This is a genomic window from Leptolyngbya sp. GB1-A1, assembly GCF_039962475.1.
In the GTDB taxonomy this organism is placed as follows: Bacteria; Cyanobacteriota; Cyanobacteriia; order Elainellales; family Elainellaceae; genus Leptolyngbya_A.
The window spans coordinates 65002-90383 of the sequence record NZ_JAMPLI010000013.1 but is presented as its reverse complement, the minus strand read 5'-3'; the positions used below and the strand labels follow the sequence as shown (position 1 = coordinate 90383).

The following is a 25382-nucleotide window of genomic DNA, read 5'->3' as shown; positions in this document are numbered from 1 at the left end:
TGAATACCTGATCAGACTCAAAAAATCTGCCTTAATTCGATCGAGCCACTGTGCCTCTACCGCTTCGCTCGCTGCAGCAGGCTATTGCCATTCGCTAAAAAATCGGGGTCCTGTACCCATTGCAGGCCAAACTGTTGCTCAACGTCACCCAGCTCCAGATCATTTGCAGAAGCAATTTGGACGATCACTCACCCGAATGGAGGACTAGCTTTAGTGTATCGGGTGAGTCCGATCGATTTCTTTCACTCGATCGCTAATATAGAAAACAAGGGAGTAAAAGACCGCTATACTCTCTGAAAATGCGATCTGAAAATGCGATTCACAAAGCCATAACCTGAACGCAATAACGCTGACCTATTCGATATCGTTTGCAGGGCTAAACTATGACCTCCTACGCCACTTCCACCGCACGATCGGATCTGAGTGAACTGAGACGGCTCAAGAGCTTGCTGCCGCCGGAACTGAAGAGCTGGGTAACGGTTGAAGCTTCAACGGCTGTCAATCCGGTACTGATCACCAGTGAGGAAATTGGAAAAGACCAGATCGAAGTGCAAATCGACCTGGTAAAGTGGGATCAGTTGGCACTGGATCAGCGCAATCTGCTGTTCTGGCATGAGGTTGCCCGCGTTCAGAACGATACAATTCCCCGTGACGGCTGGGAGATGGCAGCTCTGGCGATCGGTCTGGGCGGTGCAGTGGGCGAACTCTGGGTACAAGATGGCTTGCTGCTGATACTGGCATTGGCACTGTGCGGTGTTTCGGGCTGGCGGCTCTACGTTCGCAACAATGGGGAAAAGACGCTTCAAGAAGCAATCCAGGCAGACGAAAAAGCGATCGCCCTGGCAACCCGATTTGGCTACACGCTTCCTAATGCCTACAAGAGTTTAGGCAGTGCACTGAAAGTTTTAATCGAGCAAACGCCGAAGAAAAAGCAGCGGAAACGCTATGAGCAGCGGCTCGACGCACTGAAAAAGAGTGCCGCCAAAGCGAAAGAGCGGGCTAAGGGTAGCCGCACCGAAATGGCAGACGGTTACTAAGCTCTAGGCAGGCGATTTCTCCTGTGGCTGTTTATTCCTTTGAGTGGCGGCGATATCGGCGATTGTTTCGTCAGCCGCTCCGAACTCACCACGGCAGTTGGTCGGAGCGTGAGGGAATTATCGTGCGTTTGCAGCATGATAATCAGCAAATGGGCTGGGGCGAAATTGCCCCGATTTCCTGGTTTAGCAGCGAGACGATCGATCAAGCGCTCGAGTTTTGCCAGTCGTTGAAGGGACAGATAACCGAGGAGCAAATTGCTGAAATTCCGAATCAATTACCTGCCTGTCAGTTTGGGCTAGAGTCTGCTCTGGAAACGCTGAAGTGTGGGGCGATCGATACTGCTTTGCGATTGAATTTGCCTTGCAGTGTGCTGCTGTCGCCGGAGGCAGTGCTTGCGGATGAGACGAACTTGGAGCAGGGTGAGGAGTCTTACATCAGCTCCCTCAATCCCTTAATGCTGGAAAACTTTGAGATTCAAAACGAGCGGCTCGGTTCCTTCCAGCCTTGGGGGGCTAGGGGGAGGGCATCCCAGCGGGGCAAGCACTCTTCTAGAATTCTGTCTGAATTCGGCGAACCCGAACTCACGTTTAAGTGCAAAATTGGCGTGCAGGCAATCGATCGCGAAATGGCCCAGCTCGATCGCCTGCTCAAAGTTCTTCCCAAACAAGCAAAATTGCGGCTTGATGCGAACGGGGGATTGAGCGAAACAGAGGCTTATCGTTGGTTGGAATGGTGCGATTGTCATTCCCAGAACCCGCCGCAAATCGAGCTAATTGAACAGCCACTTTCGCCCGATCAATTTGAGCAAATGCAGCAGCTTAACCAGCAGTTTCACACACCGATTGGGCTGGATGAGTCCGTAGCGACGATCGATCAGCTTCAGGACTGCTATCGGCAGGGATGGCGGGGCATTTTTGTGATTAAGCCTGCTATTGCTGGATCTCCCTCGCGGCTGCGCCAGTTTTGCCAGGAGTATCAGCCGGATGTCATCTGGTCTTCTGCCCTGGAAACGACGATTGGGCGACGCTACATCGAAGATTTTCTGATTCCTTCCACCCAGCTTACAAAGCGAGCGATCGGATTTGGGGTGGATCAGTGGTTTGCAGATGAATGGGGAAAGCAGGAAGCGGATTTGCTCTGGCGCGATTTGGCAGAGGTCGGCTCATGAGGCTAGATCTGCTAGAAGCCCTGAAGCAGCAATCGAATCAGCAGCGGTTGATCGGCTTGGACGGAGCGGAGTTAGTCGATCGAGCAGAACAGCGATTTCAGATGCTCACGCAGCTTGATCAGGCAAATCCAACGGTGTTGCTGGCAGAGCCTGAGCCGATCGATTTTCTGGCAGGATTTGTTGCAGCCGTGGCAGCAGAATGTCCGGTATTTCTGGGAAACCCGCAGTGGGCGGAGGCAGAGTGGAAGAGTGTGTTATCTCTGGTTCAGCCTGCTTGCGTTTGGATCTCTGGACAGCATGATTCCCCGTTGCTGGTGAGTCATCAGAAGCCACAGTTTCTAACAGGCACGATGGGAAGCAGTTCTTCCCCTGGGATTATTGGCATTCCCACAGGCGGATCATCGGGGCAGATTCGCTTCGCGCTGCATACCTGGGAAACCTTAACGGCTTCCGTGGCAGGCTTTCGAGCCTATTTTCAAATCGATTGCTCCAAAGAGAGCACTACTTCGGCGCGCATCAATTCTTGCTGTGTGCTGCCGCTGTTTCATGTGAGCGGATTGATGCAGTTTATGCGATCATTCTGCTCGGGTGGCAAGTTTGCCCTGTTTGCCTCCAAGGACTTAGCACAGCAAATTCAGCACATTGACCCTGCCGAGTTTTTCATTTCCCTCGTTCCCACCCAGCTTCAGCGATTACTGCAAAATCCCGCTAACCTCGACTGGCTCTCACAATTTCAAATGATAATGCTGGGCGGTGCGCCTGCCTGGTCAGATCTGCTGGAAACGGCTCGATCGCATCAACTGCGAATTGCCCTGACCTACGGCATGACTGAAACCGCTTCTCAGGTTGTTGCCCTGAAGCCAGAGGAGTTTTTGCAGGGGCGATTACCCCAAAGGGGGAACTGCTTTGCATCGGGCTGCGGTCAAGTATTACCCCACGCTCAGCTGACGGTGCGCGATCCGCAGGGAAACCCAGTCGAACCCGGACAAAGCGGAATTATTACCATTCGCGCCGCCTCCCTCTGTCGTGGCTATCTTCCCGCTCAGCCCGACTCTCAGCTTGAGCAAACCCGGCAGCTTGCCACCGATGACCTGGGCTATTTTGACTCAGCAGGCTATCTGCACCTGATCGGACGCAACAGCCAGAAGATTATCACAGGCGGCGAAAATGTCTTTCCGGCAGAAGTCGAAGCCGCGATTCGCCAAACGGGTTTAGTGCAGGATGTCTGTGTGATTGGCCTACCCGATTCTTTTGAAGGGGAAACTGCTTCGCATCGCGCCTGGGGTGAAGTCGTGACTGCGCTGATTGTTCCTGTTTCAGGCCCCATTCCAGACTTCTCGATTTCGACCCTCGAAGCAGCCCTTCAGCTCAAGCTCAGCCGCTATAAACAGCCCAAAAAATGGCTTATTGTCGAGCGCATTCCGCGCAATTTGCAGGGCAAGCTCAACTACGAGCAGCTAAGACAAATCGCCCTTCATCCTACAATGGGTGCAGTAAATAGAGGGCGATCGACAGACGATGAATGCAGCTAACTGCTAAATCGATAATTTGTGAACCGATAACCTGTGAATCAATAACTGGGCTCAATGCAGCTAGAATTCTACGGGATATATTCTGTAGGAGTGCTACGAGAAAGACTTGCCGCAGCCACAGGTTTGATTGGCGTTGGGATTGGTGAACTGGAAGCCGCCGCCAATCAGCGCATCGCTGTAGTCCAGCATCAAGCCGTAGAGGTACAGCATACTCTTAGGATCGCAGACGACCTTAAACCCATCGTAGTCGTACACTTCGTCGTTATCGCGGATGTTGTTGGGGTCTTCAAAGTCCATTGTGTAGGACATTCCCGAACAGCCACCTTGCCGCACACCGACCCGCAGGCACAGATCTTTTCCCTGCCTGTCTCGCAGTGCCATGACATGGCGGAGGGCGGATTCGCTCATTAGGATGCCTCCTCGCTGTTGAGGTGCTGCTTGTGTCATGTGTTTGAGACTCCCTTGCTGTTGCAGTCTACTACTCCTTACTCTATTCTATCGCTGCTTCAGCAAACTCCTCCAATCCCCATCAAACTAACCCCACTCATCCATTCACTCATCCACTCATCTACCCATCCACTCATCTGCCCATTCACCCAGCTTTGCGATACTTTGCGATCGCCAAGACCCCTGACTTTTATAGATTAAAGCTAGCAGCCCATGCACTCAACCACGAAACCTCACTCAACCCCAATGCCAAACGATTATCCTAATGATAAGCAGCATTCTAGAAACACAAACTTCCCGTTTACCGGGAGCAAACCCCGCTAGAATGGCTGAAATCCATCCGTTGCTTCCGTAACTAATCGAAAGGCTGGTTGAAGCACTTGTCGAGAAAACGGTAGGCAATGCTGCATCTGTCTGTCCCGTCTTGTGGTGAGTTTGGCTATGACTGCTCTGAATCGCTCTACCCGTCGTCGGTTGCAACAATTGCGCCAGATTCCCAGCGTGTGGGAAGGCGATCGACGGTCATTGCTGCCAGAGTTTGGGGTCACGTCGCTTGACAATCCAGGACGCAAAGCAAATCACTGCATTCTGTGGGTGGACGGCACAGAAGGGATGGTGCGGGCAATGGACATGGTTTCCGGAGAGGTCGGACACGAGGCGATCGTGCGAACGCTGCTTCAGGCAATGGAATATCCGCAAGGTTCAGCCCTGCCTGCCCGTCCTCAAAAAATTGTGGTGCGCGATCGAGAGATTCAGTTTTTTCTCAGAGGTGTGCTGCAAGAGCTGGATATCACGATCGAATACGCGCCCGAACTACCAATCATTGACGAGATTTTTGAGGGGTTGCAGTCTGCGGTCAAGCCCCAGCCGCCTCAACTTCCGCCGGAACACGAAGCCACCATTCTCGAAGCAACTGCTGATATCTGGCAGGATGCTCCCTGGGAAGTGCTGGACGAGGAAAAGATTATCTCGGTTGAAATCACAGGCGCAGATGTCGGGACGCTCTATGTCTCGATTCTGGGCATGCTGGGCATGGAGTACGGGCTGCTGATGTATCGATCGATCGACTCACTGAAGCAGTTTCGTCAGCGGGTGCTGGCTGCCGGAGACTCGCCCGAAGGGTTGGAAGAAGCGTTTCTGGAACAGGATTGTCTGTTTGTCACCTTTGAGCAGGACGGCAACCTTCGTCCGGACGAAGAATCGCCTGCGGCAGCAGAGTTTTATGCCCAGGCAGGCGTCACGCCTACGTTTGGCAACCTGCACCCGCTAGAAGGAATGCGTCCCATTCTGCATGAAGAAGAAGCCATTACCGTTCTCGTTGCGCTGAAGGCACTGCACCGATTCTTTCAAAAGTCGCTCTCTCGTTTAGAACAGGAAGACTTTCCTTCTGTTTCAGGAAACTATCGCATCCCGAATCCCACGCACCCCGACCAAAAGATATCGGTCAAGGTAGCAACGCTGCCCAACCTCGCGGATGAACTATCGGAAATGACGATCGCCGCTGGATTTCCCGACGAAGATTTTCCGTTTGGTGCGCCGCCGCTGCTAAACAATCATCTAGTGCCGTCTGAATCCTTCTACAGCCTAGGCGCGATGTCCTGGGATGTGCTGGAGCTCTTGCGGAGCAGCGTTAAGTTTTATCAGGAAGCTGGGGCAGAGTTTCCGACTGATGCTGATGGGTTTCCCGTGATCTTGATCCAAACTTCTCGCCCCAAAGCCGCCGAACTGATCGAAGCGATCAAAACTGCAGGCGGACTGAAGGCAATTTGCTTTAACCCCGGCGAAGACCCCTTTTCGGAAGAGCGATACGATTTGGGCGTGCTGCAAACCCAGGACGACGAACTCCACCTGTTTGGCGAGTTTCACGAAAATGACTCAGTTCACATCCAGGCACGCAAAAAGTGGGATCAACGCTGCAAGAAAACGAAGGGCTACTGTGGCTTGATTATTGCTAGAGGACTCAAGGGTGCATCGAGCGGCAACCCGCAGTTCAACGACATGATGGCTCTGTTTGAAACGCGCTGCATCGCCGCACAGGATTTGGGATTGGGGGAGCTTCAGTTAATTCCGTATTTAGAGTAGCTGATTCCGGATTTAGAGTAAATGACCTGAGACAACCGCCCTCCCTCAGCCTGTTCCACTCTCTCTAAAGAACTATTACAGTTCCATACAAAATTGAGAATGTGAAAAGGGTCGAATGATAGGATGCGTGAAAAATGTTCAGAGAAACGTTCATGACAGAAACTCTTACTGGACAAACTCCTATCTTCGGCGGCAGCACGGGCGGACTGCTCACGGCTGCGTTTGAAGAAGAAAGATACGCCATCACCTGGACTAGTCCGCAAGAACAGGTGTTTGAAATGCCTACTGGTGGGGCTGCGGTAATGCGGCAGGGTGATAACCTGCTGTATTTTGCCCGGAAAGAGCAATGTATCGCTCTCGGTGCGCAGTTCCGCAACAAGTTCAAGCCCAAGATGGACAACTTCAAAATCTACCGAATCTATGCGAACGGCGAGATCCAGTATCTCCACCCGTCGGATGGAGTCTTCCCTGAGAAGGTGAACCAGGGACGGACTTACTTCGGTAAGAACGATCGCAGTATCGGTCAAAATCCTGAAGCTGCATCACTCAAGTTCACGGGCAAAAACACCTACGATTCGTAGCGTTGCATTCACCGAAAGATAAATTTGGGAGCAGATTCGTCTGCTCTTTTTTTGTTTCTTCTAATTTGAAACCAGTTTCTTCTAATTTGAAACCATAGGAAGCCGAGTTTTCTGCAGCATTAGCGGCTAGAAGTTTAAGTGACGATCGCAACTGTTCAAACCGCTTCCCCCACGCTACCAAAGTTTCAATCCTATAGAAAAATTTCTGGATCAATGCGATGGTTTACACACCATTCGTTTACCTTTGCTTGAATCTGTGCAGCTTGATTCGCAGCAAGATCTTGCTGCCATTGTCTAAGCTTTCCCGATCGAATGTGATTGATGTGCAGCAGAATTTCTCGATCGTAGTAATCAAACAGGTTTCGACGAATCCCTCGTTCCAGAGCGACTCAAACGGCTTTTCCTGCTGCTTCAAATACGAGGCAAAGACATCTCGAATATCGCAGTAGATGGAAATCCCTTTTGCATTGTTTTGTCTGAATTCTGCTGCGATCGTCTCACAGCACGTTGCTGATCCCATGTATGAATTTTGAAGGGGGTTTTAGAAACCGACCCTAGCAGAGAACTTTCTATCCAAGAATCCGATTTCCATTCAGCAATGCCGGCTCCTGTCAAGCGGATTCTGTCAAAGCTAATCTTATCAAAGCGAATCCTGTTGAATTAATACAGCGTCTGCACCAGTTTCTTGCGATAAACCGGCGTGAGGGGATGCTCGTCGCCCATCAGTTCAAACACCAGCAGCATCGCTTTTCTGGCCCCGTCATTGCGATATTTGCGGCTCTGAGCCACGATCGCCAAAAAACCTTCCAGCGCGGCTTCGTTGTCTTCCTGCAACGCCTGATTGACTGCTGTAAAAAAGGCGCGATCGCGATCGGTTTGATCGGTATCAGGCATTTCCTGACCTTCCTGCTGAAGCTGCACCAGATCTCGCAGTGCCTTTGCCTGAGCATAAAAGGGCTTTTCGTTTTCCTGAATATTGCTCAGCAGCTTTTCGGCAGACTCTTGCTTGCCCTGACCCATTAGGAACCGTGCGGCAGAAATCACCAGCTTGCCGTTCTTGGGATATTTCTCAATGAGCCGCGCAAATAATACCTTCGCTTCTTCGACTTCGCCTGCTGCCATTGCTACGCGAATCGCGTCGAGTCCGGCATCCAGCTCAGACTTCAAATTCAGGTTTGCAAGCAACTGACGCAGTTTCGGCTCAGGTAACACTCCCACAAATCCGGGATGCACTTCTCCCTGGTTCACCACTCGCACATCCGGCACACCTTCAACGTGATACTGATTCGCCAACTCCGGGCTTTGATCAATGTCTACCTTTGCCAGCACAAAATTATATTCCTGCGCCAGCTTTTCCAGCATTGGCTTCAGCATCTGACAGGGACCGCACCACGTTGCGTAGAAATCAATGAGAACGGGGCGATCGTAGGACGCCTGAACGACTTCAGTATCGAAATTGGTGGTATTGATGTCGAGAGAAGTGCCCATAGTGTGGTGAGGGGTAATGGAGTGAGGGGATGGGGAGATGCGGCGGGTAATTGAAAAGGAGTAAGGGGAGGAATCAAAAAAAAGGGCGAAGGTTATGTGAATAAACCTCCATCCCTTTATTTTTGCAAATGTTTTTACATCTGACTGTGCCTGCTTCGAGTTTCAAAGTCCCCCGTTTATGAATGATTTAGGGGGCAATAGGGGGCAATACAGAATGTTAAACATTCCTCAAATAAATGATCAGGCAATGGTTCTAAAGCAGATAAAGCAGGACAAAGAGAACCACCCAAACCACGTCAACGAAGTGCCAGTAGAGTTCAGCCGCTTCGATGCCAAAGTGATGTTCGCTGGAATAGTGGGCGCGGTTTCTCGATCGCCACAATACTGACAGAATCAGCACCAGCCCGAACAAAACGTGCAGACCGTGGAAGCCTGTTAGCACATAAAAGGTACTGGCGTAGAGGTTTGTTTTCAGCCCGAATTCCAGGTGAAAATATTCGTAGAGCTGACCGATCAGGAAAATGACGCCCATCAGCCCTGTAGCTGCAAACCAGGCGCGGAATTTAGCAACGTTGTTTTGCTTGATGGCAGTGTCAGCGTTGTGAATTACAAAACTACTCGACACCAGCAAAATGGTGTTAATTCCGGGCAGCAGCAGTTCCCGTTCCGGCGTACCTTCAGGGGGCCAATTCGGATAAACCGCGCGGAAGGTGAGATAGGCCACAAACAGCCCCAGGAAGATCATGCTTTCTGCAACCAGAAAAACGATGATCCCAAAAATGCGGAAGTCGGGATGCTCTTCGTGGGCGGCTGCGCTGGGGGTTTCGTAGTGCTGTCCAACCCGATCGACAGCCGTTCCTTCGATTGATCCTTGCATAGAGTCTCCAGTTGCTAGGGTCTAGGGTTAAGACAGAGGCGAAGAGTCAGGCTGAAGCTGAGGCGACGTAAGTGGCGGCTCGTTTTCGCGGTTGTCCACTTCTGGGTCAACGCCGTAGTCATAAGGACCATGCGTCAGGACGGGCAGCACCTCGAAGTTTTCGATCGCCGGAGGAGAAGTCGTCATCCATTCCAGCGTCAGCGCATTCCAGGGGTTATCGCCTGCGGGTTTGCCTTTCCACCAGCTCCAAATCGCATTGATCAAGAAGGGAAAGGTGGAAACGGCGAGAATGTAAGCTCCCACGGTTGCCATTTGGTTCAGCGACGTAAAGCGCGGATCGTACATGGCAATCCGGCGGTTCATGCCCATCATGCCAAGCTTGTGCATGGGCATAAAGGTGAGGTTCATGCCGATCAGCGTCAGGGCAAAGTGAATTCTCCCAAGCGTTTCGTTCATCATGCGTCCGGTCATCTTCGGGAACCAGTGATAGACTGCCGCAAAGATGCCAAACACACTGCCGCCAAACAGCACATAGTGCAGGTGCGCCACGATGAAATAGGTATCGTGAACGTGGATATCAAACGGAACGGATGCGACCATCACGCCGCTGATGCCGCCGATCACAAACATCCCCACAAAGCCCATCGCAAATAGCATCGCGCTATTGAGGGCAATTTTGCCGCCCCACATGGTGCCAAGCCAGCTAAAGATCTTGATCCCGGTGGGTACAGCGATTACCATCGTCGTGATCATAAAGAACATGCGCAGCCATGCCGGAGTGCCGCTGGTAAACATATGGTGCGCCCAGACCATTAGCCCCAGGAAAGCGATCGCCATACTGGAATACGCGACGGCTCGATAGCCAAACAGCGGTTTGCGCGAGTGAATCGGAATGATTTCTGAGATCGCTCCAAACAGCGGCAGGATCATGATGTACACCGCCGGATGGGAATAAAACCAGAACATGTGCTGATAAACGATCGGATCACCGCCGCCCAGCGGATTGAAGAATGCCGTGCCCACCAGCAAATCAAACGCCAGCAGAATCAGCGCACCTGCCAGAACGGGGGTCGAAAGCAAAACCAAGCCCGACGTTGCCAGCATTGACCAGCAGAACACGGGCATATCGTTTAAGCCCATGCTGGGGACGCGCATCTTCAGGATGGTCGTCAGGAAGTTAATCGCACCCAGGATCGAGGAGGTTCCCAGGATCAGCAAGCTAAAGATCCAGATGCCTTCACCCACTTTGCCGCTGACGATACTGAGGGGCGGATAGGATGTCCAGCCTGCCTGCGGAGCCTCGACCAGCAAACTACCCACAAGCAGAATGCCGCCGATCGGAATCATCCAGAAAGCGAGGGCATTCAGCTTGGGAAACGCCATGTCTCGCGCCCCAATCATCAGCGGAATTAAGTAGTTTGCCAGCCCCGCTCCGGCAGGAATGATCCACATAAAGATCATGATCGTGCCGTGCAGCGTCAGCAGGTTGTTGTACAGCTCTGGCGGAACCAGATCAGAAGCAGGCGTTGCCAGTTCGGTTCGCATGATGTCTGCCATCACGCCGCCGATCAAATAGAAGATAAACGAAGTGACGAGATACTGAATCCCGATCACTTTGTGGTCCGTATTAAAACTGAAGTAGTCCCGCAAGCGACGCTCGGACTTGCCGTGCCCGTGTTGCTCAACGGCTGGAGAATTTGCAGTGATTGGCATTTCTGCGTTTGTCATAAGCTCGGTTGCCAATAAAAAGACCAACAAGAAAAAGGAAAGAACATTAAGCCGCAGGCTGAAGCGACTTCAGGGTTTCGGCAGTGACGCCAAGCTCAGCAGCGACAGGAGCCAACCGGTCAGCATCCGTGCGATCGGTCAAACTCGCCACTGTTTGATCGCCCTCTTTTTGAGCGACCACCTGGGACTGAAGCCACTGATCAAACGCTTCCTGGCTTTCGACGTAGAGCTTCGCACCCATTGCGCCGTGGTAAGGTCCGCAGAGTTCCGCGCAGACGATCGGGTATTCGCCCTCCAATCTGGGCTGGAATCGCAGCTCGGCAGGTTGACCGGGGATCGCGTCCTGCTTCAGACGAAACTCAGGCAGCCAAAAGGCGTGCAGCACGTCCTGCGCTTTAATCGTCAGCTTAATGTCAGAGTTCACGGGGATGTGCAGTTCTCCCGAAGTCACGCCGCTTTCTGGATAGGTAAAGATCCAGGCGTACTGAAGCCCCATTACATCAACGCTCAGGTCAGGCTCTTTGCCCTCTGTAGAGGGGTCTGCCCCAACGCCAAGGGCTAAATGATGATGCATGGAATGGGTCTTATGGCTTTGCTGTCCATCGACGATCGGCGTTGCCATATCGGTATCTGCCATTGCCACCTGCACTTCTGGTGTACCCTCGATCGCGTCGGGATCAAAGCCACCCATATTGCGGTAGACATCAAAGCTGTAAACGCTGAGGAACAGGACGATAAACACCGGGATCGCCGTCCAGACAATTTCCAAAGTGATGTTTCCAGCGATCGGTGGACCATCGGTGGTGTCTCCCTTACGGCGACGGAAGCGAATGGCACTGATAATAATCGTGCCTTCCACCAGCAGGAAGATTCCGGTTCCCACAACCAGCATTGTGTTGAATAGCCCGTCGATTACTCTGGCATCGTCGGAAGCCTGAACGGGGAGCAATCCATGATTTTGTCCATACCAGATGCTCACCAGCGTTAGTGCAATGCCAGCCAGCATCGTCAGGATACTATTCGGAATGTTTTTCACGGTGAGTCAGGAGAGTAGGAGAACAGATACATAGTCATTAACGGGATCACCACTTTATTTACGGGATAACCATTTCAGGAATAACTATTTACGGGATAACCATTTCAGGAATGACCACTTTAGGAATGACTATGATGGTTGGAGAAAGATGTTCAACGCTTCAAATCAGGAAATGGAGCCGAGCCTTTGGATCTCAAATCGGGATGTCGAGAACTCTGATGTGAGGAATTCTTATGTTGCGACGGCAAGATTCAATGTGACGCTTAGCAAGATTAACTGGTTAAAACGCTGAAACATAGCCCAACTCCCACGTTAGCGAAAGATTCTTCTTTTAACCAACTCAAAAACTAATAAGTTGCTAAAGAAATTACAGATCCAATAGGCACTCGACCGAACCGTAATAACCGAACCAGTTGCATTAACTCTTAATGTTTTCTTTGGGATCATGTTTGCTGAATCTGTGCCTGAAGTCGATCGCCAAGGAAACCTTTCAAAATCGGTTCTCAATCCAGGTCTGAATCTAAATCTAAATCCAGATAAATCAAGTTTGAATCGCTAGAATGGAGAAAGTTAGAGACAAGGGAAAGAGTAGACTCTACCCTGATCCCGCATCACTACCGCACTCTAACATCATTGGTGGAAACATCACTAGTAGAAATTCGAGTCGAAGTTTCTGCATTACTTGTGCATTTTCGTCTCGGTCGTATGGCTAGCAATAGCACCCATCATTCTATAGACCAAGTTTTTTGATTGGTATTCCATTCGCCTGACCCCAAACGATCATTCAGATAATTTCCTCGCTAAAATTGTTCTGCCGTCGAAGTAATTCATTGACAGAATAATCCAGAGCAATCTTCGTTGCCAAGCCTGGAAGAGTGAGAAGCGATCGTTCCTTAAGCATTTGTGTTAAATTTTTCATCTCAAGAATCAAAAGAAATTCCGAAGCATTTGCCCTTTCAAGATTTGTCTATCTACAGTAGAGACTACAGCAGCCTAAAGCGGATTTCACCGTTTGCAGCCGTCGTCGCTGACGAATCGAAAAACTGATATAAGGGTAAGGTTCAAGAATTTAATTTCACAACATTACATATTGGTCAGCATCAAGCTTCTCTCTTATGGCTTGGTGGCGATCTATCTTTTGGCAGATCATGCTGCAAAATCTGCATTTAGTCTTATTTCTCTCCTTAAGCTTAATGGTTTTAATGCGAAGAGGAGATATGGCAAATGCCTGATTCCCTCCACCCAGAACTGAAATCAGATATGCTCATCCCGATTCATTCAGAAGTCCCTGAACCCCCAACCGAAAAACCCACGGCTCAACCGCGTTTCACGCCCCAGGACCGAGTCCGCCGCCTGGTCTGGAAAATGGCGATCGCAACGCTAGTCCTGATGGCGATCGGCAGCGCGACCCGCGTGATGAATGCCGGACTGGCCTGTCCCGATTGGCCCCTGTGCTACGGCACGCTGTTTCCGGCTCAGCAAATGAATCTTCAGGTGTTCTTGGAGTGGATTCATCGCCTGGATGCTGCGCTGATTGGGCTATTGGCGATCGTCCTGGTCGGCTACTCCTGGTGGAAGCGTCAGGCATTACCCGGCTGGACTCCCTGGGTTGCCACCCTCGCGCTAGGTCTGATTCTGTTTCAGGGCGTACTGGGTGGACTGACCGTAACAGAGATGCTGCGGTTTGATATTGTGACTGCCCACCTGGGAACGGCACTCGCCTTCTTTATGACGCTGCTGGTGATGGGAACACTGCTTTTGCCCCATCAGCCCACGGGAACGGTCGGTAAGCTACCCTGGCTCAGTCTGACGGCAGCCGTTCTGATTTATCTCCAGAGTATTTCGGGTGCGCTGGTGGGTTCGCGCTGGGCACTGCACCAGTGTCTTGTGGTGACCCAGCTTTGTAGCGTCATGAATATTCATCTGCTTGGCATTATTCCCGCTACGTTAATAACGCTGGCAGTTGTGATTGCTGCATGGCGCACGCCTGCCCTCAGCGGATCGCTCCGGCAAATTTCTAACCTGGTCGGACTACTGCTGCTGCTGCAATTGACCCTTGGCTTTGCCACCTTCCGACTGCACCTCCAGGTCGAACTGCTGACGATCGCCCACCAAATGGTCGGAGCCTCGCTGCTCGGATCACTGGTTTGCTTTACTGTGCTGGGACTCCGCGATCGAAAGCCAGTTCCAACTCCACTGCAAAACGACTTCATCCAGCCTGCCTAACCCTTTATCCCTTTACCTCCTCATCTCCTCACCCCTCCACCCCGATCCTTCATTCCTTTTTCGATACAGGTTCAAAAGTAATGCAACAGACCACCTGGACAGAAACTCATAGACACCACCAAAACCTCTGGCAGGTGATGCAGAGTTACTGGCAACTGACCAAACCTCGGATTATTGTTCTCCTGTTAATCACCACCGCAGGCAGTATGTGGATCGCGGCAGAAGGCAAAGTTGATCCCTTCCTGCTGTTGGTGACTCTGCTAGGCGGCACACTGGCAGCCGCTTCCGCCAATACGATCAACTGTTTATACGATCGCGATATCGACTACGAAATGGAACGGACGCGCCATCGTCCCCTGCCATCGGGTCGAATTCAGCCGCTCCACGCGCTGCTGTTTGCGATCGGTTTAGCCGTCACTTCCTTTACGCTGCTGACGGTGTTTGCCAATCTGCTGAGTGCCTGCCTAGCGATGTCCGGGATTGTCACCTACGTCCTGGTCTACACCCACTGGTTAAAGCGACATAGCACCCAGAATATTGTGATTGGCGGGGCGGCAGGTGCGATTCCGCCTCTGGTGGGCTGGGCAGCCGTCACAGGTGATTTGAGCTGGGCAGCCTGGGTCTTTTTTGCGATCGTCTTTTTCTGGACTCCGCCCCACTTCTGGGCACTGGCAATGATGATCGAGAAAGACTATGCCAAAGTCGGCGTTCCGATGTTGCCCGTCGTCGCCGGACGCGAAGCAACCGCAAAACAAATCTGGCTCTACACGCTGCTGATGTTGCCGGTCACGCTGCTGCTAGTCTACCCCCTGCACGTCATGGGAACCTTCTACGCGATCGTCGCCCTCGCCCTCGGCGGACTCTTTCTTGCTAAAGCCTGGGAAGTACTCAAAGACCCGATGGATCAGCAAGCCGCCCGATCGCTGTTCAAATACTCCATTCTTTATCTGATGCTGCTCTCCGCAGGCATGGCGATCGATAGTCTGCCTATTACCCAGGAAATCACCAGCACGATCGCCGAAAACCTGAACACGGTAATTAGCAGCCTGCCCATTCACCTGAGCCTGTAATACTCATTCGCCATTTGTAAAGTCGCAATTTGGAATTGCAGAGCGCAGAAGTACCTGCAAGCTTGAACAATCGGCTGAAATAACAGGTTTGCTTGACATGATCGAACAAACAGAGGTGGGACACCCCACCTTTTTCTTGTCTTTTTTCTGGTTTTTTGTTTCTTTGTTGTGCTGTCCTTGTCCAATCCCCAAATCAGGGGATCAGCCGATCGCCTCTCGCAAACAGTAAACTATATCAGCTTCCTTATCCCCCTCTCCTCCTCTCCTCCTCTCCACCGCCCTTATTCGCCCCCTCCCCATGCACGGCTTCCTCAACCTCAACAAACCTGCCGGACTCACTTCTCACGACTGCGTTGCTCGTCTACGGAAACTGCTGCGAACCAAAAAGGTTGGTCATGGGGGCACGCTCGATCCCGCAGCGACAGGCGTATTGCCGATCGCCGTAGGAAAAGCGACTCGCCTGCTGCAATATCTCAGCCACCAAAAATCCTATCGAGCTACAGTTCGGTTTGGGCTGCGAACCACAACCGATGATCTGGAAGGGGAAGTTCTATCCCAGTTTGATGCCTCTGGACTCACGCAGGATCAGGTAAAGGCAGCTCTGCCCAAATTTCAGGGCACGATCGCCCAAATTCCGCCCAGCTATAGCGCGATTCAGGTTGGGGGTAAACGGCTTTATGAGCTGGCGCGATCGGGCGAGACCGTTGAGGCTCCAGTGCGAACAGTGCAAATCGATCGGCTCGAAATTCTTGATTGGCGACCGGGCGAGTATCCCGAATTAGATCTGGCGATCGACTGCGGCACGGGAACGTATATTCGATCGATTGCGCGAGATTTAGGTGATGTTTTGGGAACCGGGGGAACGCTGGCAAAATTGCTAAGAACGCGCAGCAGCGATTTTTTTTTGCAGGACAGCCTTTCGCTAGAAGCGGTTGCGGCTCAAATGGAAGCAAATGCCTTATCTCTCATGCCGCCATCGATCGCTCTGGGTCAAATGCCGATCGCGGTTCTTAATTCTGACCAAACGTTAGCCTGGTCGCAGGGAAAGCGGCTGTCTCTGGAGCAAATCCAGATTGAGCAAGAATCTTCTTATTTTCAAGTACAGAATCAGTCAGGACAATTTTTGGGCATCGGTCAGGTGCTGACTGAAGCCAATGCCCAGCCAAACGCTGTACAGGATCATCGCCTTTTGCAGCCAAAGCTCGTTTGGGATATATCTACGCGATAATCATGACTTTAATCATTCAATCGATCGCTTTCGTTCTGCTAGAGCAATCCCAATCCCTTTACGCAGGTTTGCAGAAATTGCTGTATCCTGCGAGAATCTGACCAGCTCAAAATTTACTGCATCCTGGTCAAAAGCTTTGAGCGCAGCAATCACATGGAGTTGTACGCCTGCATCTGAATCTTCTAGCAGTCGGATCAGCGCAGTGATCACCTCACTAGATTGCTTTTGATTCGAGTGTTGATTCGCTGAAATGTTACTTTCTGAAATTGCTGCAAGCTGTCCCAGGCTGTGGGCGATCGTCTGTTTGCCTTTGCTGGTCTGGCTGATAGGGTGCTGAGTATGCAACAAATCGAGCAGGTTTTGTACAGCAGTTGGGCAAAGTTCTACTTGCTTGAGCCGTCCTAACACGGTAACGATTTCAATCTGGCTTTCATCGTTCAGAATTGCGGAATTGAAGAGTGCCTGCTGTAGACAAGCCATTGCCTCTGGTGTCCCAATCCAGCCGATCGCTCGAATGATTGCCTGCTGTAACGAAGCAGGAGTGTTACTGGATTGCAGAACTTTACCGAGCTCCGAGACTGCGTCGGCTGTACCAATTCGTCCTAGCGTCAAAGCCGTTTGACAGCAGACTTCCAGATCTAAATCCCACAGCAGCGGCTTCAGGGCATGAATGACTGCATCCATTAATGCATTGTTTTCCCCAGTCAGAACCTGCGCCTGAAATCCCAACGCGCCAACGGCTGATCGTCTGACAGAACTATCGAAATCCTGTAGCGCAGCAAACAGAGCGTCTTGAATTGCGGAACTCGAAAAACGGCTTAGGGCATCGATCGCCGCCGATCTCACCGCAGGCAGCGAGTCTAATGTAAGCGGCAACAAAATGGGTACAACTTCAGGATGTTCAATCTGTGCCAGTGCCCGGATTGCCAGAAGCTTCATTTCAGGCTGATGCAGCAAATCGGTCAGCGAAGGAATCGCGGCTGCACCACAGTTTGCCAGCGCGGTTGCTGCCATGCCTGCCACATCTACACTGCAGGAAGTCTGGAGCAAATGCGTCAAGCCTTGCACGGCAAGCGGATGGCCAAACGTGCCCAAAATTCGGGCGATGTACCAACTCACTTCTTCCTCAGAATCTTCTTGCAGCAGGTTAAGTAGTGGATTAATTACTTCTTCGGGGGAACCGCTTTGCGTCGCCTCAATGCCGCAGGCAGAGATTGTCTTTGCAGCTTCCCAGCGGGTGTAGAAGTCACCTGTCTCTAGCGCGATCAGGGCACAATGCAGAACAGAGCTAACGGAATTGCTGCAATTATCAGATTCAGAAAAAGGTTCGTTAATGAATTCGGAAAGATAAGGCATAGCGGAAACAGTAAAAGTGCAGGTCGGCGATCGGGTGGACTTCTAAGGCAGGGCAAAGCAGGGCAGGGCAAAGCAGATCGGAGCAAAACAAGTCAGAGCAAAGCTTTGGATCTCCAGGGGCAGAAGGCTAAAGAGCAATTTAGTTCACGCTGGAGGCTGTCGAAACAGTTTAGCGGCTGCGGCAAAGCAGTTTCTCTTTGGGGTGCAGTCTCTTGAGGGTTGAGTGGAAAAAGGGGCTTTCAGAAAGCGGTATATCCTGTATTTCAGCATCAAAGGCTTTGGAATGCGATCGCCTTCAGCCACAAAACGGGCACGAATTGTAAAAAACGCATATCTCTGATGCAGTTGCTTCATGACTCGCAACCGAATGTAGCTATCAATACGAAATAAAGCTTTGAATTTTTCTAGTTTGATTACATCAGCTCAAGGGTTTCTATCTTAAATTTGCTTATTTAAAGCTAGGCGAAATCCTGAGATTAGGGAAGGAGAGCGATTAGAACGAATTGAGATTATTTCATCATTGCTCGTTTGTTTTTTATAGCCAGGTGTTAAGGTCGGCTTGCAATTAATTTCCTTAACAATTTAGTTTGTAAGCCTTGCAATGTCTCAAAAAAGCTTGCCAAACCTTTTCCGAGAGCCAGCTCTGCGATTTTAAGACCTGTCTAAAAAAAGCTAGGTGTCATGAAACAGTGACAGTAATTTAGCAAGATTCAGTTAGATTGTAAGAATCGTGGAATTACCCAGGCAAGTTACGATATCGAGTCGCTCTTAAACGTTTGTAGAAGGTTATTAAACTTTCAAATTTTTAACTCTGGTTACTTCTCGGCGAATAGTTTTTGATTGCTTTTAGTGTTCATAAGCTCTGTTTATAAGGACCAAAATTGTGAGCTGAAGCACTTGTAAAGCAATACTTCAAAAAATAGTTACGTGGAATACAGAAATAGAAATATGGCTGATTTTCCACCCACATAAAAGTTTGTTCGATCGCCCGCAAGCCCCATCCTGAATACTTTTGAGCCTTCGGCGTCTTCTGCTTGAACCTGAATAATGCTCATAATTCGACCTTATGCAAAAAACGCATCGCTAGAATGCAAATTGCTCATTGTCGGAAACAATTGGTAACAAAATGCACCAAATGATAGATGCATTCCCCCTACGCTATGCCAATAGCAGGTTTCACCCCGCCATCCTGAGAGGATAAACCCGTGACCAGCGTGATTAGCCCTCAAGCCACGAGCTTGAACAAGTTTGAAAAAATCAAAGCCGAAAAGGACGGACTGGCAGTTAAGCAAGACCTGTCTCACTTTGCCCAAATCGGCTGGGAGGCCATTGACGAAGCCGATCGCGACTATCGCCTCAAGTGGCTGGGTGTGTTCTTTCGTCCGGTAACGCCCGGTGAATTTATGATGCGGCTGCGGATGCCTTCGGGTATTCTCACCAGCGCACAAATGAACGTGCTGGCAGACATTGTGCAGCGATACGGCGACAGCGGCAACGCAGATATCACCACCCGCCAAAACCTTCAGCTTCGCGGCATTCGGATCGAAGATATTCCCGATATCTTTAACCGCATGGATGCCGTGGGCTTGACCAGCGTGCAGTCTGGAATGGACAACGTCCGCAATATCACCGCTTCCCCGGTTGCCGGACTCGATGCCAGCGAACTGATCGACGTGCGCGATCTGGTACAGCAGGTGCAGGACATGATTACGGGCAACGGCAAAGGTAATCCTGAATTTACGAATTTGCCGCGCAAGTTCAACATTGCGATCGAAGGTGGACGCGATAACTCAGTCCATGCTGAAATCAACGATATTGCCTTTGTGCCTGCCTACGCACCGTCGGGCGACCTGGGTTTTAATGTGGTGGTGGGCGGCTTCTTCTCGGCGAAACGCTGTGAGGCTGCTATCCCGATGAATGTCTGGGTTTCTCCCGCTGAAGTCGTTTCGCTCTGCCGCGCCATCCTGGAAGTCTACCGGGATAACGGACTGCGGGCAAACCGTCAAAAGTCGCGCCTGATGTGGCTAATCGACGAATGGGGACTCGATCGCTTCCGGGCTGAAGTTGAACAGCAGTTGGGACGATCGCTTGCGCCTGCTGCCCCCAAAGACGAAATCGACTGGGAAAAGCGCGACCACATCGGCGTGTATCCGCAAAAGCAGCCCGGACTAAACTACGTGGGACTGCACGTTCCGGTTGGACGGCTCTTTGCTGCGGATATGTATGACCTAGCGCGATTGGCTGAAGTCTACGGCAATGGCGAAATCCGGCTCACAGTCGAGCAAAACCTGATCATTCCCCATGTGCCCGACTCTCGGCTTGATGCCCTGTTGCAAGAACCCCTGCTGCAAAAGTTTTCCATCCATCCCGCTCCGCTGAGCCGATCGCTTGTGTCTTGTACGGGCTCACAGTTCTGCAACTTTGCCCTGATCGAAACCAAAAATCGAGCCACGGCAATGATTCGCGAACTGGAATCTGAACTGGACTTTGCGCGATCGGTTCGCATTCACTGGACAGGCTGCCCCAACTCCTGTGGTCAGCCGCAGGTGGCGGAAATTGGATTGATGGGCACAAAGACTCGCAAGGACGGCAAAACCGTTGAAGGGGTCGATTTATACCTGGGCGGCAAGGTTGGCAAGGATGCTCATCTGGGCACTTGTGTTCGGAAAGGCATTCCCTGCGACGACCTTAAGCCTGTATTGCGCGAGTTGCTGATTCAGCAGTTTGGCGCAACGCCGAAAACGCTTTGATCATTGCTATGACGATCGCCGATAGCATCACAGATTAATTCACGGCTTAATTTGCGGTTAGTCATTGATTGCTGCTTCGATCGGTTCACAGATTGTTCTAGGTCAAGGGTCATGATGCGATTGTCCAATGTTGCAGGATAGTCTGCTCCTGCGATCGAATCGGTTCGCTTGTTTTAACTCCTTGAACTTCACTCAACTTTCATTCATAGGGTATTGAATCCATGTCCAAGATTTCGAGACGCAACTTCCTGGTAACAGCAGGTGCAACGACGGCAGCAACGCTACTAATGCACGGCTGTAGTTCCTCAGCATCAAAGACGGATACTCAGGCGACCACCAGTGCGGCTGCTCCGATTTCGGCAGCGGATGCGCCAGAAGTAACCTCGGCTAAACTCGGCTTTATTGCCCTTACCGATGCGGCCCCCCTGATCATCGCGAAGGAAAAAGGCTTGTTTGCCAAGTACGGAATGCCCGATGTCGAAGTGACCAAGCAGGCATCCTGGGCTGTCACCCGCGACAACCTGGAACTGGGTTCTCAAGGGGGCGGAATTGACGGCGCACACATCCTCACGCCGATGCCCTACCTGATGACCACCGGCAGAATCACCAAAGGCAATAAGCCTGTGCCAATGTACATCCTGGCGCGGCTGAACGCCAACGGACAGGGCATCACGCTGGCAAATGACTACAAAGGGCTGAATGTCACTGCTGATAGCTCTCCCCTGAAGGATGCTTTTGCAAAAGCCAAGGCAGGCGGTAAGGAAATTAAGTGTGCAGTCACCTTCCCCGGCGGAACCCACGATCTTTGGATGCGTTACTGGCTGGCTGCAGGCGGCATTGACCCGACGAAGGATGTCTCGGTGATTGTGGTGCCGCCGCCTCAGATGGTTGCCAATCTTAAAGTCGGCAACATGGATGCCTTTTGTGTGGGCGAACCCTGGAACGCGCAGAGTGTGAACCAGAAAATCGGCGTGTCTGCTTTTACAACAGGCGAGATGTGGAAAGACCACCCCGAAAAAGCGCTGTCTCTGCGGGCTGACTGGGTGGATCAGAACCCGAAGGCGACCAAGGCTCTGCTGATGGCAGTTCAAGAGGCACAAATGTGGTGCGAGAAGGCTGAGAACAAAGCGGAAATGGTGGACATCGTTTCGGGTCGCCAATGGCTGAAAGTGCCCAAAGATGACATCCTCGGACGCCTCCAGGGCAACTTTGATTTCGGCGATGGTCGCAAGCTCGAGAACAGCGATCTGCTGATGAAATTCTGGGAGAATGGCGCGTCCTATCCCTACAAGAGCCACGACCTCTGGTTTGTCACTGAAGATATGCGCTGGGGCTACCTGCCGGGTGATACTGACGCGAAGAAGCTGGTGGATCAAGTAAACCGGGAAGATCTCTGGCGTGAGGCTGCCAAGGCGATCGGTCAAGATGCTGCCATTCCCAAGAGCCCCTCACGCGGCGTTGAAACCTTCTTCGATGGCGTCAAGTTCGACCCCGAAAATCCAGAGACCTACCTCAACGGCCTGGCAATCAAGAAAGCATAGTTTCAGATGTCTGACGCGGGAACGGTTCAGTTTTGAATCGCTGCGATCGTTCCCTTTCCCATTCTTTTTCCATGATCTCCTGAAACCTAGACCTGTCTTTCACGATTCTGTAAGGGCGTTTTGCAAAATGCTCCTACACGATCTGCGGTTCCTCTTCAGGAAATCTAAAACAGGAAATCTAGAATTACTTTTCCCGATCGTTCACGACCCTATCCCCCTTATCGTTTCTTTTTCTACCACTCCTCATGGCAGTTATTACCAATCGCTCCCGAAATTCGCTTGCAGCCCAGCTTCCCTCGCGAATCGCTCAATTTTTCAAGCGGGCAATTCCGACCGTGATTGCGATCGCTGTATTTCTAACCGTCTGGCAAGTTCTTTGTTCTGGAGCGGATGCAACGCTGCCTAGCCCGACCAAAGTGCTGCAAGAAACCTGGGACCCGCTGATTATCGATCCGTTCTTTCAGGGCGACGGCACAGACCAGGGCTTGTTCTGGCAGCTTGCGGCAAGTTTAAAGCGGGTGGCGGTAGGCTATACCCTGGCAGCAGCAGCGGGAATTGGTTTAGGAATTGTGATCGGCGTTAGCCTGTTCATGTTTCGCGCCCTTGACCCTATCTTTCAGGTGTTGCGAACGATTCCCCCCCTGGCATGGCTGCCGATTTCTCTGGCGGCGTTCCGCGATTCCCAACCTGCTGCCATTTTCGTGATTTTTATTACTGCGATCTGGCCCATCATCATCAATACGGCAGTGGGGGTTCGCAATATTCCCCAGGACTATAACAACGTGGCAAAGGTGCTTCAGTTATCGCGCATCGAGTATTTCTTTAACGTCCTGCTGCCTGCGGCTCTCCCCTACATCTTTACTGGACTACGGATTGCGGTCGGTCTATCGTGGCTGGCGATTATTGCAGCAGAAATGCTCACAGGCGGCGTCGGCATCGGCTTCTTTATCTGGGATGCGTACAACAGCGGCAGCTTGAGCGAAGTAATCTTGGCAGTCTTTTACGTGGGTCTGGTGGGTCTATTACTCGATCGCCTGATTAGCTTTATCGGTCATCGCATCGTCCCCGACGAACAAAACTAACCCCTTATTTCTCGCTCCCCGTATCTCCCCACCCATCCACTCCTTCACTCCTCAACCTGCCATGTCTTCTTTTGTTCACATCGACCATATCGATCAAGTCTTTCCGCTTCCCGGCGGCGGTGAATATATCGCCCTCAAAAACATCAACCTGCAAATCAAAAAAGGTGAATTTGTGACGCTGCTCGGGCATTCCGGCTGCGGTAAATCGACCCTGCTTAACATTGTTGCCGGGCTCGCAAAACCTGCGGCAGGTGGCGTGGTTCTGGAAGGGCGACAAGTGACAAAACCCGGACCCGATCGCATGGTGGTGTTTCAAAACTATTCGCTGCTGCCCTGGCTCACGGTGCGTCAAAACATTGCCCTGGCAGTGAATCGAGTGCTGCGCGACAAACCGGAATCAGAGCGACAGGCGATCGTTGAAGAACACATTGACCTAGTGCATTTGCGTCATGCGGCAGACAAGCGACCCGGACAGCTTTCCGGTGGCATGAAACAGCGCGTGGCAATTGCTCGTGCTTTGGCGCTGCGCCCGAAGGTGCTGCTGCTGGATGAGCCGTTTGGTGCGCTCGATGCCCTCACCCGAAGCGGATTGCAAGATCAGCTCATGCAAATTGCTCAGCAAAACGAGTTGACCTGCATTATGGTGACCCACGATGTCGAAGAAGCCCTGCTGCTGTCCGATCGCATTGTGATGCTCACTAACGGCCCCGAATCCCATATCGGACAAATTCTAGAAGTGCCGTTTGAGCGTCCGCGTGAACGATTGGCAGTCCTGGGGCATCCCAGCTTTTATGGTCTGCGAAACGAAGTCAATTATTTCCTGAACCAGCAGAAGCGAGCAAAGCAGCGTCAGGTGATTCCGGTGATTGCAGGCAACGGGCTGGAAAAAATCAACCTGGAAATTGGCTTTATTCCCCTGACAGACTGTGCGCCGCTGGCAGTGGCAAAAGAAAAGGGCTTCTTCCAAATGCACGGACTGGAGCAAGTCACTCTGTCGCGTGAACCGGGCTGGAAAGCGATCGCCGATGGCATCATGAGCGGTCGTCTGGATGCGGCGCAAATGGTCGCGGGTATGCCGCTCGCCCTTAGTTTGGGGATGAAAGGAATGCAGCCCACGCCCATCGTCACGGGAATGGTGCTGAGCCGCAACGGAAACGCGATTACCCTCAGCAAGCGGTTTTACAACGAAGGTGTGCGATCGCTAGCAGATCTGAAAGCGGCAATCGATCGCAACCGGGACAAAGTGCTGACGCTGGCAGTGGTTCACCCGGCATCAATGCACAACCTGATGCTGCGACACTGGCTGGCTTCGGGCGGCATTGATCCCAACCAGGACGTGAATATTGTGATGATTCCGCCGGCTCAGATGGTGAGCGCGCTAAAGACCGGGGCGATCGACGGCTATTGTGCAGGCGAACCCTGGAACTCGCGAGCGGTGCAGGAAGGCTTGGGCTTTGTAATTGCCACTGACCTTGATATCTGGTCGGGACACCTGGAAAAGGTGCTGGGTGTGCGCGAAGACTGGGCAAATCGCTATCCGCAAACCCATATTGCGCTGGTCAAGGCACTGCTCGAAGCCTGCGAATACTGCGACGATCGCCGCAACCGCGAAGAAATTGCCGAAATCCTTGCCCGTCCTGAATACATTGGCGTATCGGTCGATTACATTCGTCCGGGTCTGGTGACGCCCTACGATCGCGGCATGGGCGAAGCTCCCAGCTCTTTACTGCGCTACAACCAGTTTTACGTCGATCGGACAAATTGTCCCTACCGGGTCGAAGGACTGTGGGTCATGACGCAGTTGGCACGCTGGGGAATTACTCCTTTCCCGCGCAACTGGGTAGACGTGCTAGAGCGGACGCGTCGCGTAGATGTATTCGGCGCAGCAGCACGGGATCTCGGAATGCTTGATATTGAACCTAATCGCCGTCCGGTCACGCTTTCTGATGGCACAGTGTTTAATCCCGATGACCCGATCGGCTATCTCAATAGTCTGACGATCAAGCAGAACATTCGGATCGAAGAAGTCAACCTGGATCAAGTCCCTGTTACTCCGTAACTTCTTTCATCTTGCTTGCGGGCTAGCTTCCTGCTTCCCCAGTTCAAACAGTAATTCGACGCTCCGCCCAGCTAATTAAGCTGCACAGCGCAT

At 51.7% G+C, this 25382-nt stretch carries 19 protein-coding genes; 12 read left to right on the top strand and 7 right to left on the bottom strand.

What is annotated here, in order from left to right; translation table 11 throughout:
* Positions 1-383: 383 nt before the first annotated feature.
* Genes NDI45_RS14750 through NDI45_RS14740 form a run of 3 tightly spaced genes read left to right on the top strand, consistent with a single transcriptional unit; the run spans position 384 to position 3738 of the window.
* On the top strand, positions 384-1037 hold the full coding sequence (locus tag NDI45_RS14750) for a DUF3318 domain-containing protein (protein WP_190790901.1): 654 nt from the start codon (positions 384-386) through the stop codon (positions 1035-1037).
* Positions 1038-1060: 23 nt separating this feature from the next.
* On the top strand, positions 1061-2206 hold the full coding sequence (gene menC, locus NDI45_RS14745; RefSeq protein WP_348247773.1) for an o-succinylbenzoate synthase: 1146 nt from the start codon (positions 1061-1063) through the stop codon (positions 2204-2206).
* On the top strand, positions 2149-3738 hold the full coding sequence (locus NDI45_RS14740; protein ID WP_348247772.1) for a 2-succinylbenzoate--CoA ligase: 1590 nt from the start codon (positions 2149-2151) through the stop codon (positions 3736-3738). The genes menC and NDI45_RS14740 overlap by 58 nt, the downstream gene beginning before the upstream one ends.
* A 93-nt stretch (positions 3739-3831) precedes the next feature.
* Here the strand turns inward: NDI45_RS14740 and NDI45_RS14735 are convergent, their stop codons facing one another.
* Positions 3832-4185 carry an iron-sulfur cluster assembly accessory protein gene (locus NDI45_RS14735; RefSeq protein WP_190790898.1) on the bottom strand — a complete coding sequence of 118 codons (354 nt, stop codon included), beginning with the start codon at positions 4183-4185 and terminating at the stop codon, positions 3832-3834.
* A gap of 441 nt (positions 4186-4626) precedes the next feature.
* Between NDI45_RS14735 and NDI45_RS14730 the strand changes: the two genes are divergently transcribed.
* The gene (locus tag NDI45_RS14730; protein WP_190790897.1) at positions 4627-6267 is read left to right on the top strand and encodes a hypothetical protein; all 1641 of its coding nucleotides are present in this window, start codon (positions 4627-4629) and stop codon (positions 6265-6267) included.
* Positions 6268-6419: 152 nt separating this feature from the next.
* Positions 6420-6848 carry a photosystem I reaction center subunit II PsaD gene (locus NDI45_RS14725; RefSeq protein ID WP_348247771.1) on the top strand — a complete coding sequence of 143 codons (429 nt, stop codon included), beginning with the start codon at positions 6420-6422 and terminating at the stop codon, positions 6846-6848.
* Positions 6849-7086: 238 nt separating this feature from the next.
* Here NDI45_RS14725 and NDI45_RS14720 read toward each other — a convergent pair whose 3' ends face one another.
* The 5 genes from NDI45_RS14720 to NDI45_RS14700 all read right to left on the bottom strand — a co-directional run bounded on the left by NDI45_RS14720 (position 7087) and on the right by NDI45_RS14700 (position 11977).
* The gene (locus NDI45_RS14720; RefSeq protein WP_190791895.1) at positions 7087-7368 is read right to left on the bottom strand and encodes a hypothetical protein; all 282 of its coding nucleotides are present in this window, start codon (positions 7366-7368) and stop codon (positions 7087-7089) included.
* Between the two features lie 140 nt (positions 7369-7508).
* Positions 7509-8336, bottom strand: a complete 828-nt coding sequence (locus NDI45_RS14715; protein WP_348247770.1) for a tetratricopeptide repeat protein — start codon at positions 8334-8336, stop codon at positions 7509-7511.
* A 253-nt stretch (positions 8337-8589) separates the two neighbouring features.
* Positions 8590-9213 carry a heme-copper oxidase subunit III gene (locus tag NDI45_RS14710; RefSeq protein WP_348247769.1) on the bottom strand — a complete coding sequence of 208 codons (624 nt, stop codon included), beginning with the start codon at positions 9211-9213 and terminating at the stop codon, positions 8590-8592.
* A gap of 27 nt (positions 9214-9240) precedes the next feature.
* Positions 9241-10941 carry a cytochrome c oxidase subunit I gene (ctaD, locus tag NDI45_RS14705; protein WP_190791898.1) on the bottom strand — a complete coding sequence of 567 codons (1701 nt, stop codon included), beginning with the start codon at positions 10939-10941 and terminating at the stop codon, positions 9241-9243.
* 46 nt (positions 10942-10987) lie between these two features.
* Positions 10988-11977 (bottom strand): cytochrome c oxidase subunit II, encoded by a 990-nt coding sequence (locus NDI45_RS14700; RefSeq protein ID WP_347277871.1) that lies wholly within the window; start codon positions 11975-11977, stop codon positions 10988-10990.
* Between the two features lie 1224 nt (positions 11978-13201).
* Between NDI45_RS14700 and NDI45_RS14695 the strand changes: the two genes are divergently transcribed.
* The 3 genes from NDI45_RS14695 to truB all read left to right on the top strand — a co-directional run bounded on the left by NDI45_RS14695 (position 13202) and on the right by truB (position 16501).
* Positions 13202-14203 (top strand): heme A synthase, encoded by a 1002-nt coding sequence (locus tag NDI45_RS14695; protein WP_242067325.1) that lies wholly within the window; start codon positions 13202-13204, stop codon positions 14201-14203.
* Between the two features lie 80 nt (positions 14204-14283).
* Positions 14284-15273: a heme o synthase gene (locus NDI45_RS14690; protein WP_190791899.1), complete on the top strand. Its 990-nt coding sequence runs from the start codon at positions 14284-14286 to the stop codon at positions 15271-15273.
* Between the two features lie 298 nt (positions 15274-15571).
* Positions 15572-16501: a tRNA pseudouridine(55) synthase TruB gene (truB, locus tag NDI45_RS14685; RefSeq protein WP_348247768.1), complete on the top strand. Its 930-nt coding sequence runs from the start codon at positions 15572-15574 to the stop codon at positions 16499-16501.
* Between the two features lie 12 nt (positions 16502-16513).
* On the opposite strand, the gene NDI45_RS14680 is transcribed toward truB, so the two are convergent.
* Entirely contained in the window at positions 16514-17857 is a 1344-nt protein-coding gene (locus NDI45_RS14680; protein ID WP_348247767.1) for a HEAT repeat domain-containing protein, read from the bottom strand.
* Between the two features lie 1205 nt (positions 17858-19062).
* Here NDI45_RS14680 and NDI45_RS14675 point away from each other — a divergent pair.
* The 4 genes from NDI45_RS14675 (at position 19063) to NDI45_RS14660 (ending at position 25289) form a co-directional block, all read left to right on the top strand.
* Positions 19063-20607 (top strand): ferredoxin--nitrite reductase, encoded by a 1545-nt coding sequence (locus NDI45_RS14675; RefSeq protein ID WP_348247766.1) that lies wholly within the window; start codon positions 19063-19065, stop codon positions 20605-20607.
* Between the two features lie 221 nt (positions 20608-20828).
* The gene (locus NDI45_RS14670; RefSeq protein WP_190792506.1) at positions 20829-22148 is read left to right on the top strand and encodes a CmpA/NrtA family ABC transporter substrate-binding protein; all 1320 of its coding nucleotides are present in this window, start codon (positions 20829-20831) and stop codon (positions 22146-22148) included.
* Between the two features lie 245 nt (positions 22149-22393).
* Positions 22394-23230 (top strand): nitrate ABC transporter permease, encoded by an 837-nt coding sequence (gene ntrB, locus NDI45_RS14665; RefSeq protein ID WP_190792505.1) that lies wholly within the window; start codon positions 22394-22396, stop codon positions 23228-23230.
* A gap of 61 nt (positions 23231-23291) precedes the next feature.
* Positions 23292-25289 carry a nitrate ABC transporter ATP-binding protein gene (locus NDI45_RS14660; protein WP_190792504.1) on the top strand — a complete coding sequence of 666 codons (1998 nt, stop codon included), beginning with the start codon at positions 23292-23294 and terminating at the stop codon, positions 25287-25289.
* Positions 25290-25382: the final 93 nt, after the last annotated feature.

Bases quoted from the DNA above. Each gene is read 5' to 3' on its own strand.
- NDI45_RS14750 (WP_190790901.1), top strand. From the start codon at position 384: ATGACCTCCTACGCCACTTCCACCGCACGATCGGATCTGAGTGAACTG.
- NDI45_RS14740 (WP_348247772.1), top strand. From the start codon at position 2,149: ATGGGGAAAGCAGGAAGCGGATTTGCTCTGGCGCGATTTGGCAGAGGT.
- NDI45_RS14735 (WP_190790898.1), bottom strand. From the start codon at position 4,185: ATGACACAAGCAGCACCTCAACAGCGAGGAGGCATCCTAATGAGCGAA.
- NDI45_RS14730 (WP_190790897.1), top strand. From the start codon at position 4,627: ATGACTGCTCTGAATCGCTCTACCCGTCGTCGGTTGCAACAATTGCGC.
- NDI45_RS14725 (WP_348247771.1), top strand. From the start codon at position 6,420: ATGACAGAAACTCTTACTGGACAAACTCCTATCTTCGGCGGCAGCACG.
- NDI45_RS14720 (WP_190791895.1), bottom strand. From the start codon at position 7,368: ATGGGATCAGCAACGTGCTGTGAGACGATCGCAGCAGAATTCAGACAA.
- NDI45_RS14715 (WP_348247770.1), bottom strand. From the start codon at position 8,336: ATGGGCACTTCTCTCGACATCAATACCACCAATTTCGATACTGAAGTC.
- NDI45_RS14710 (WP_348247769.1), bottom strand. From the start codon at position 9,213: ATGCAAGGATCAATCGAAGGAACGGCTGTCGATCGGGTTGGACAGCAC.
- ctaD (WP_190791898.1), bottom strand. From the start codon at position 10,941: ATGACAAACGCAGAAATGCCAATCACTGCAAATTCTCCAGCCGTTGAG.
- NDI45_RS14695 (WP_242067325.1), top strand. From the start codon at position 13,202: ATGCCTGATTCCCTCCACCCAGAACTGAAATCAGATATGCTCATCCCG.
- NDI45_RS14690 (WP_190791899.1), top strand. From the start codon at position 14,284: ATGCAACAGACCACCTGGACAGAAACTCATAGACACCACCAAAACCTC.
- truB (WP_348247768.1), top strand. From the start codon at position 15,572: ATGCACGGCTTCCTCAACCTCAACAAACCTGCCGGACTCACTTCTCAC.
- NDI45_RS14680 (WP_348247767.1), bottom strand. From the start codon at position 17,857: ATGCCTTATCTTTCCGAATTCATTAACGAACCTTTTTCTGAATCTGAT.
- NDI45_RS14670 (WP_190792506.1), top strand. From the start codon at position 20,829: ATGTCCAAGATTTCGAGACGCAACTTCCTGGTAACAGCAGGTGCAACG.
- ntrB (WP_190792505.1), top strand. From the start codon at position 22,394: ATGGCAGTTATTACCAATCGCTCCCGAAATTCGCTTGCAGCCCAGCTT.
- NDI45_RS14660 (WP_190792504.1), top strand. From the start codon at position 23,292: ATGTCTTCTTTTGTTCACATCGACCATATCGATCAAGTCTTTCCGCTT.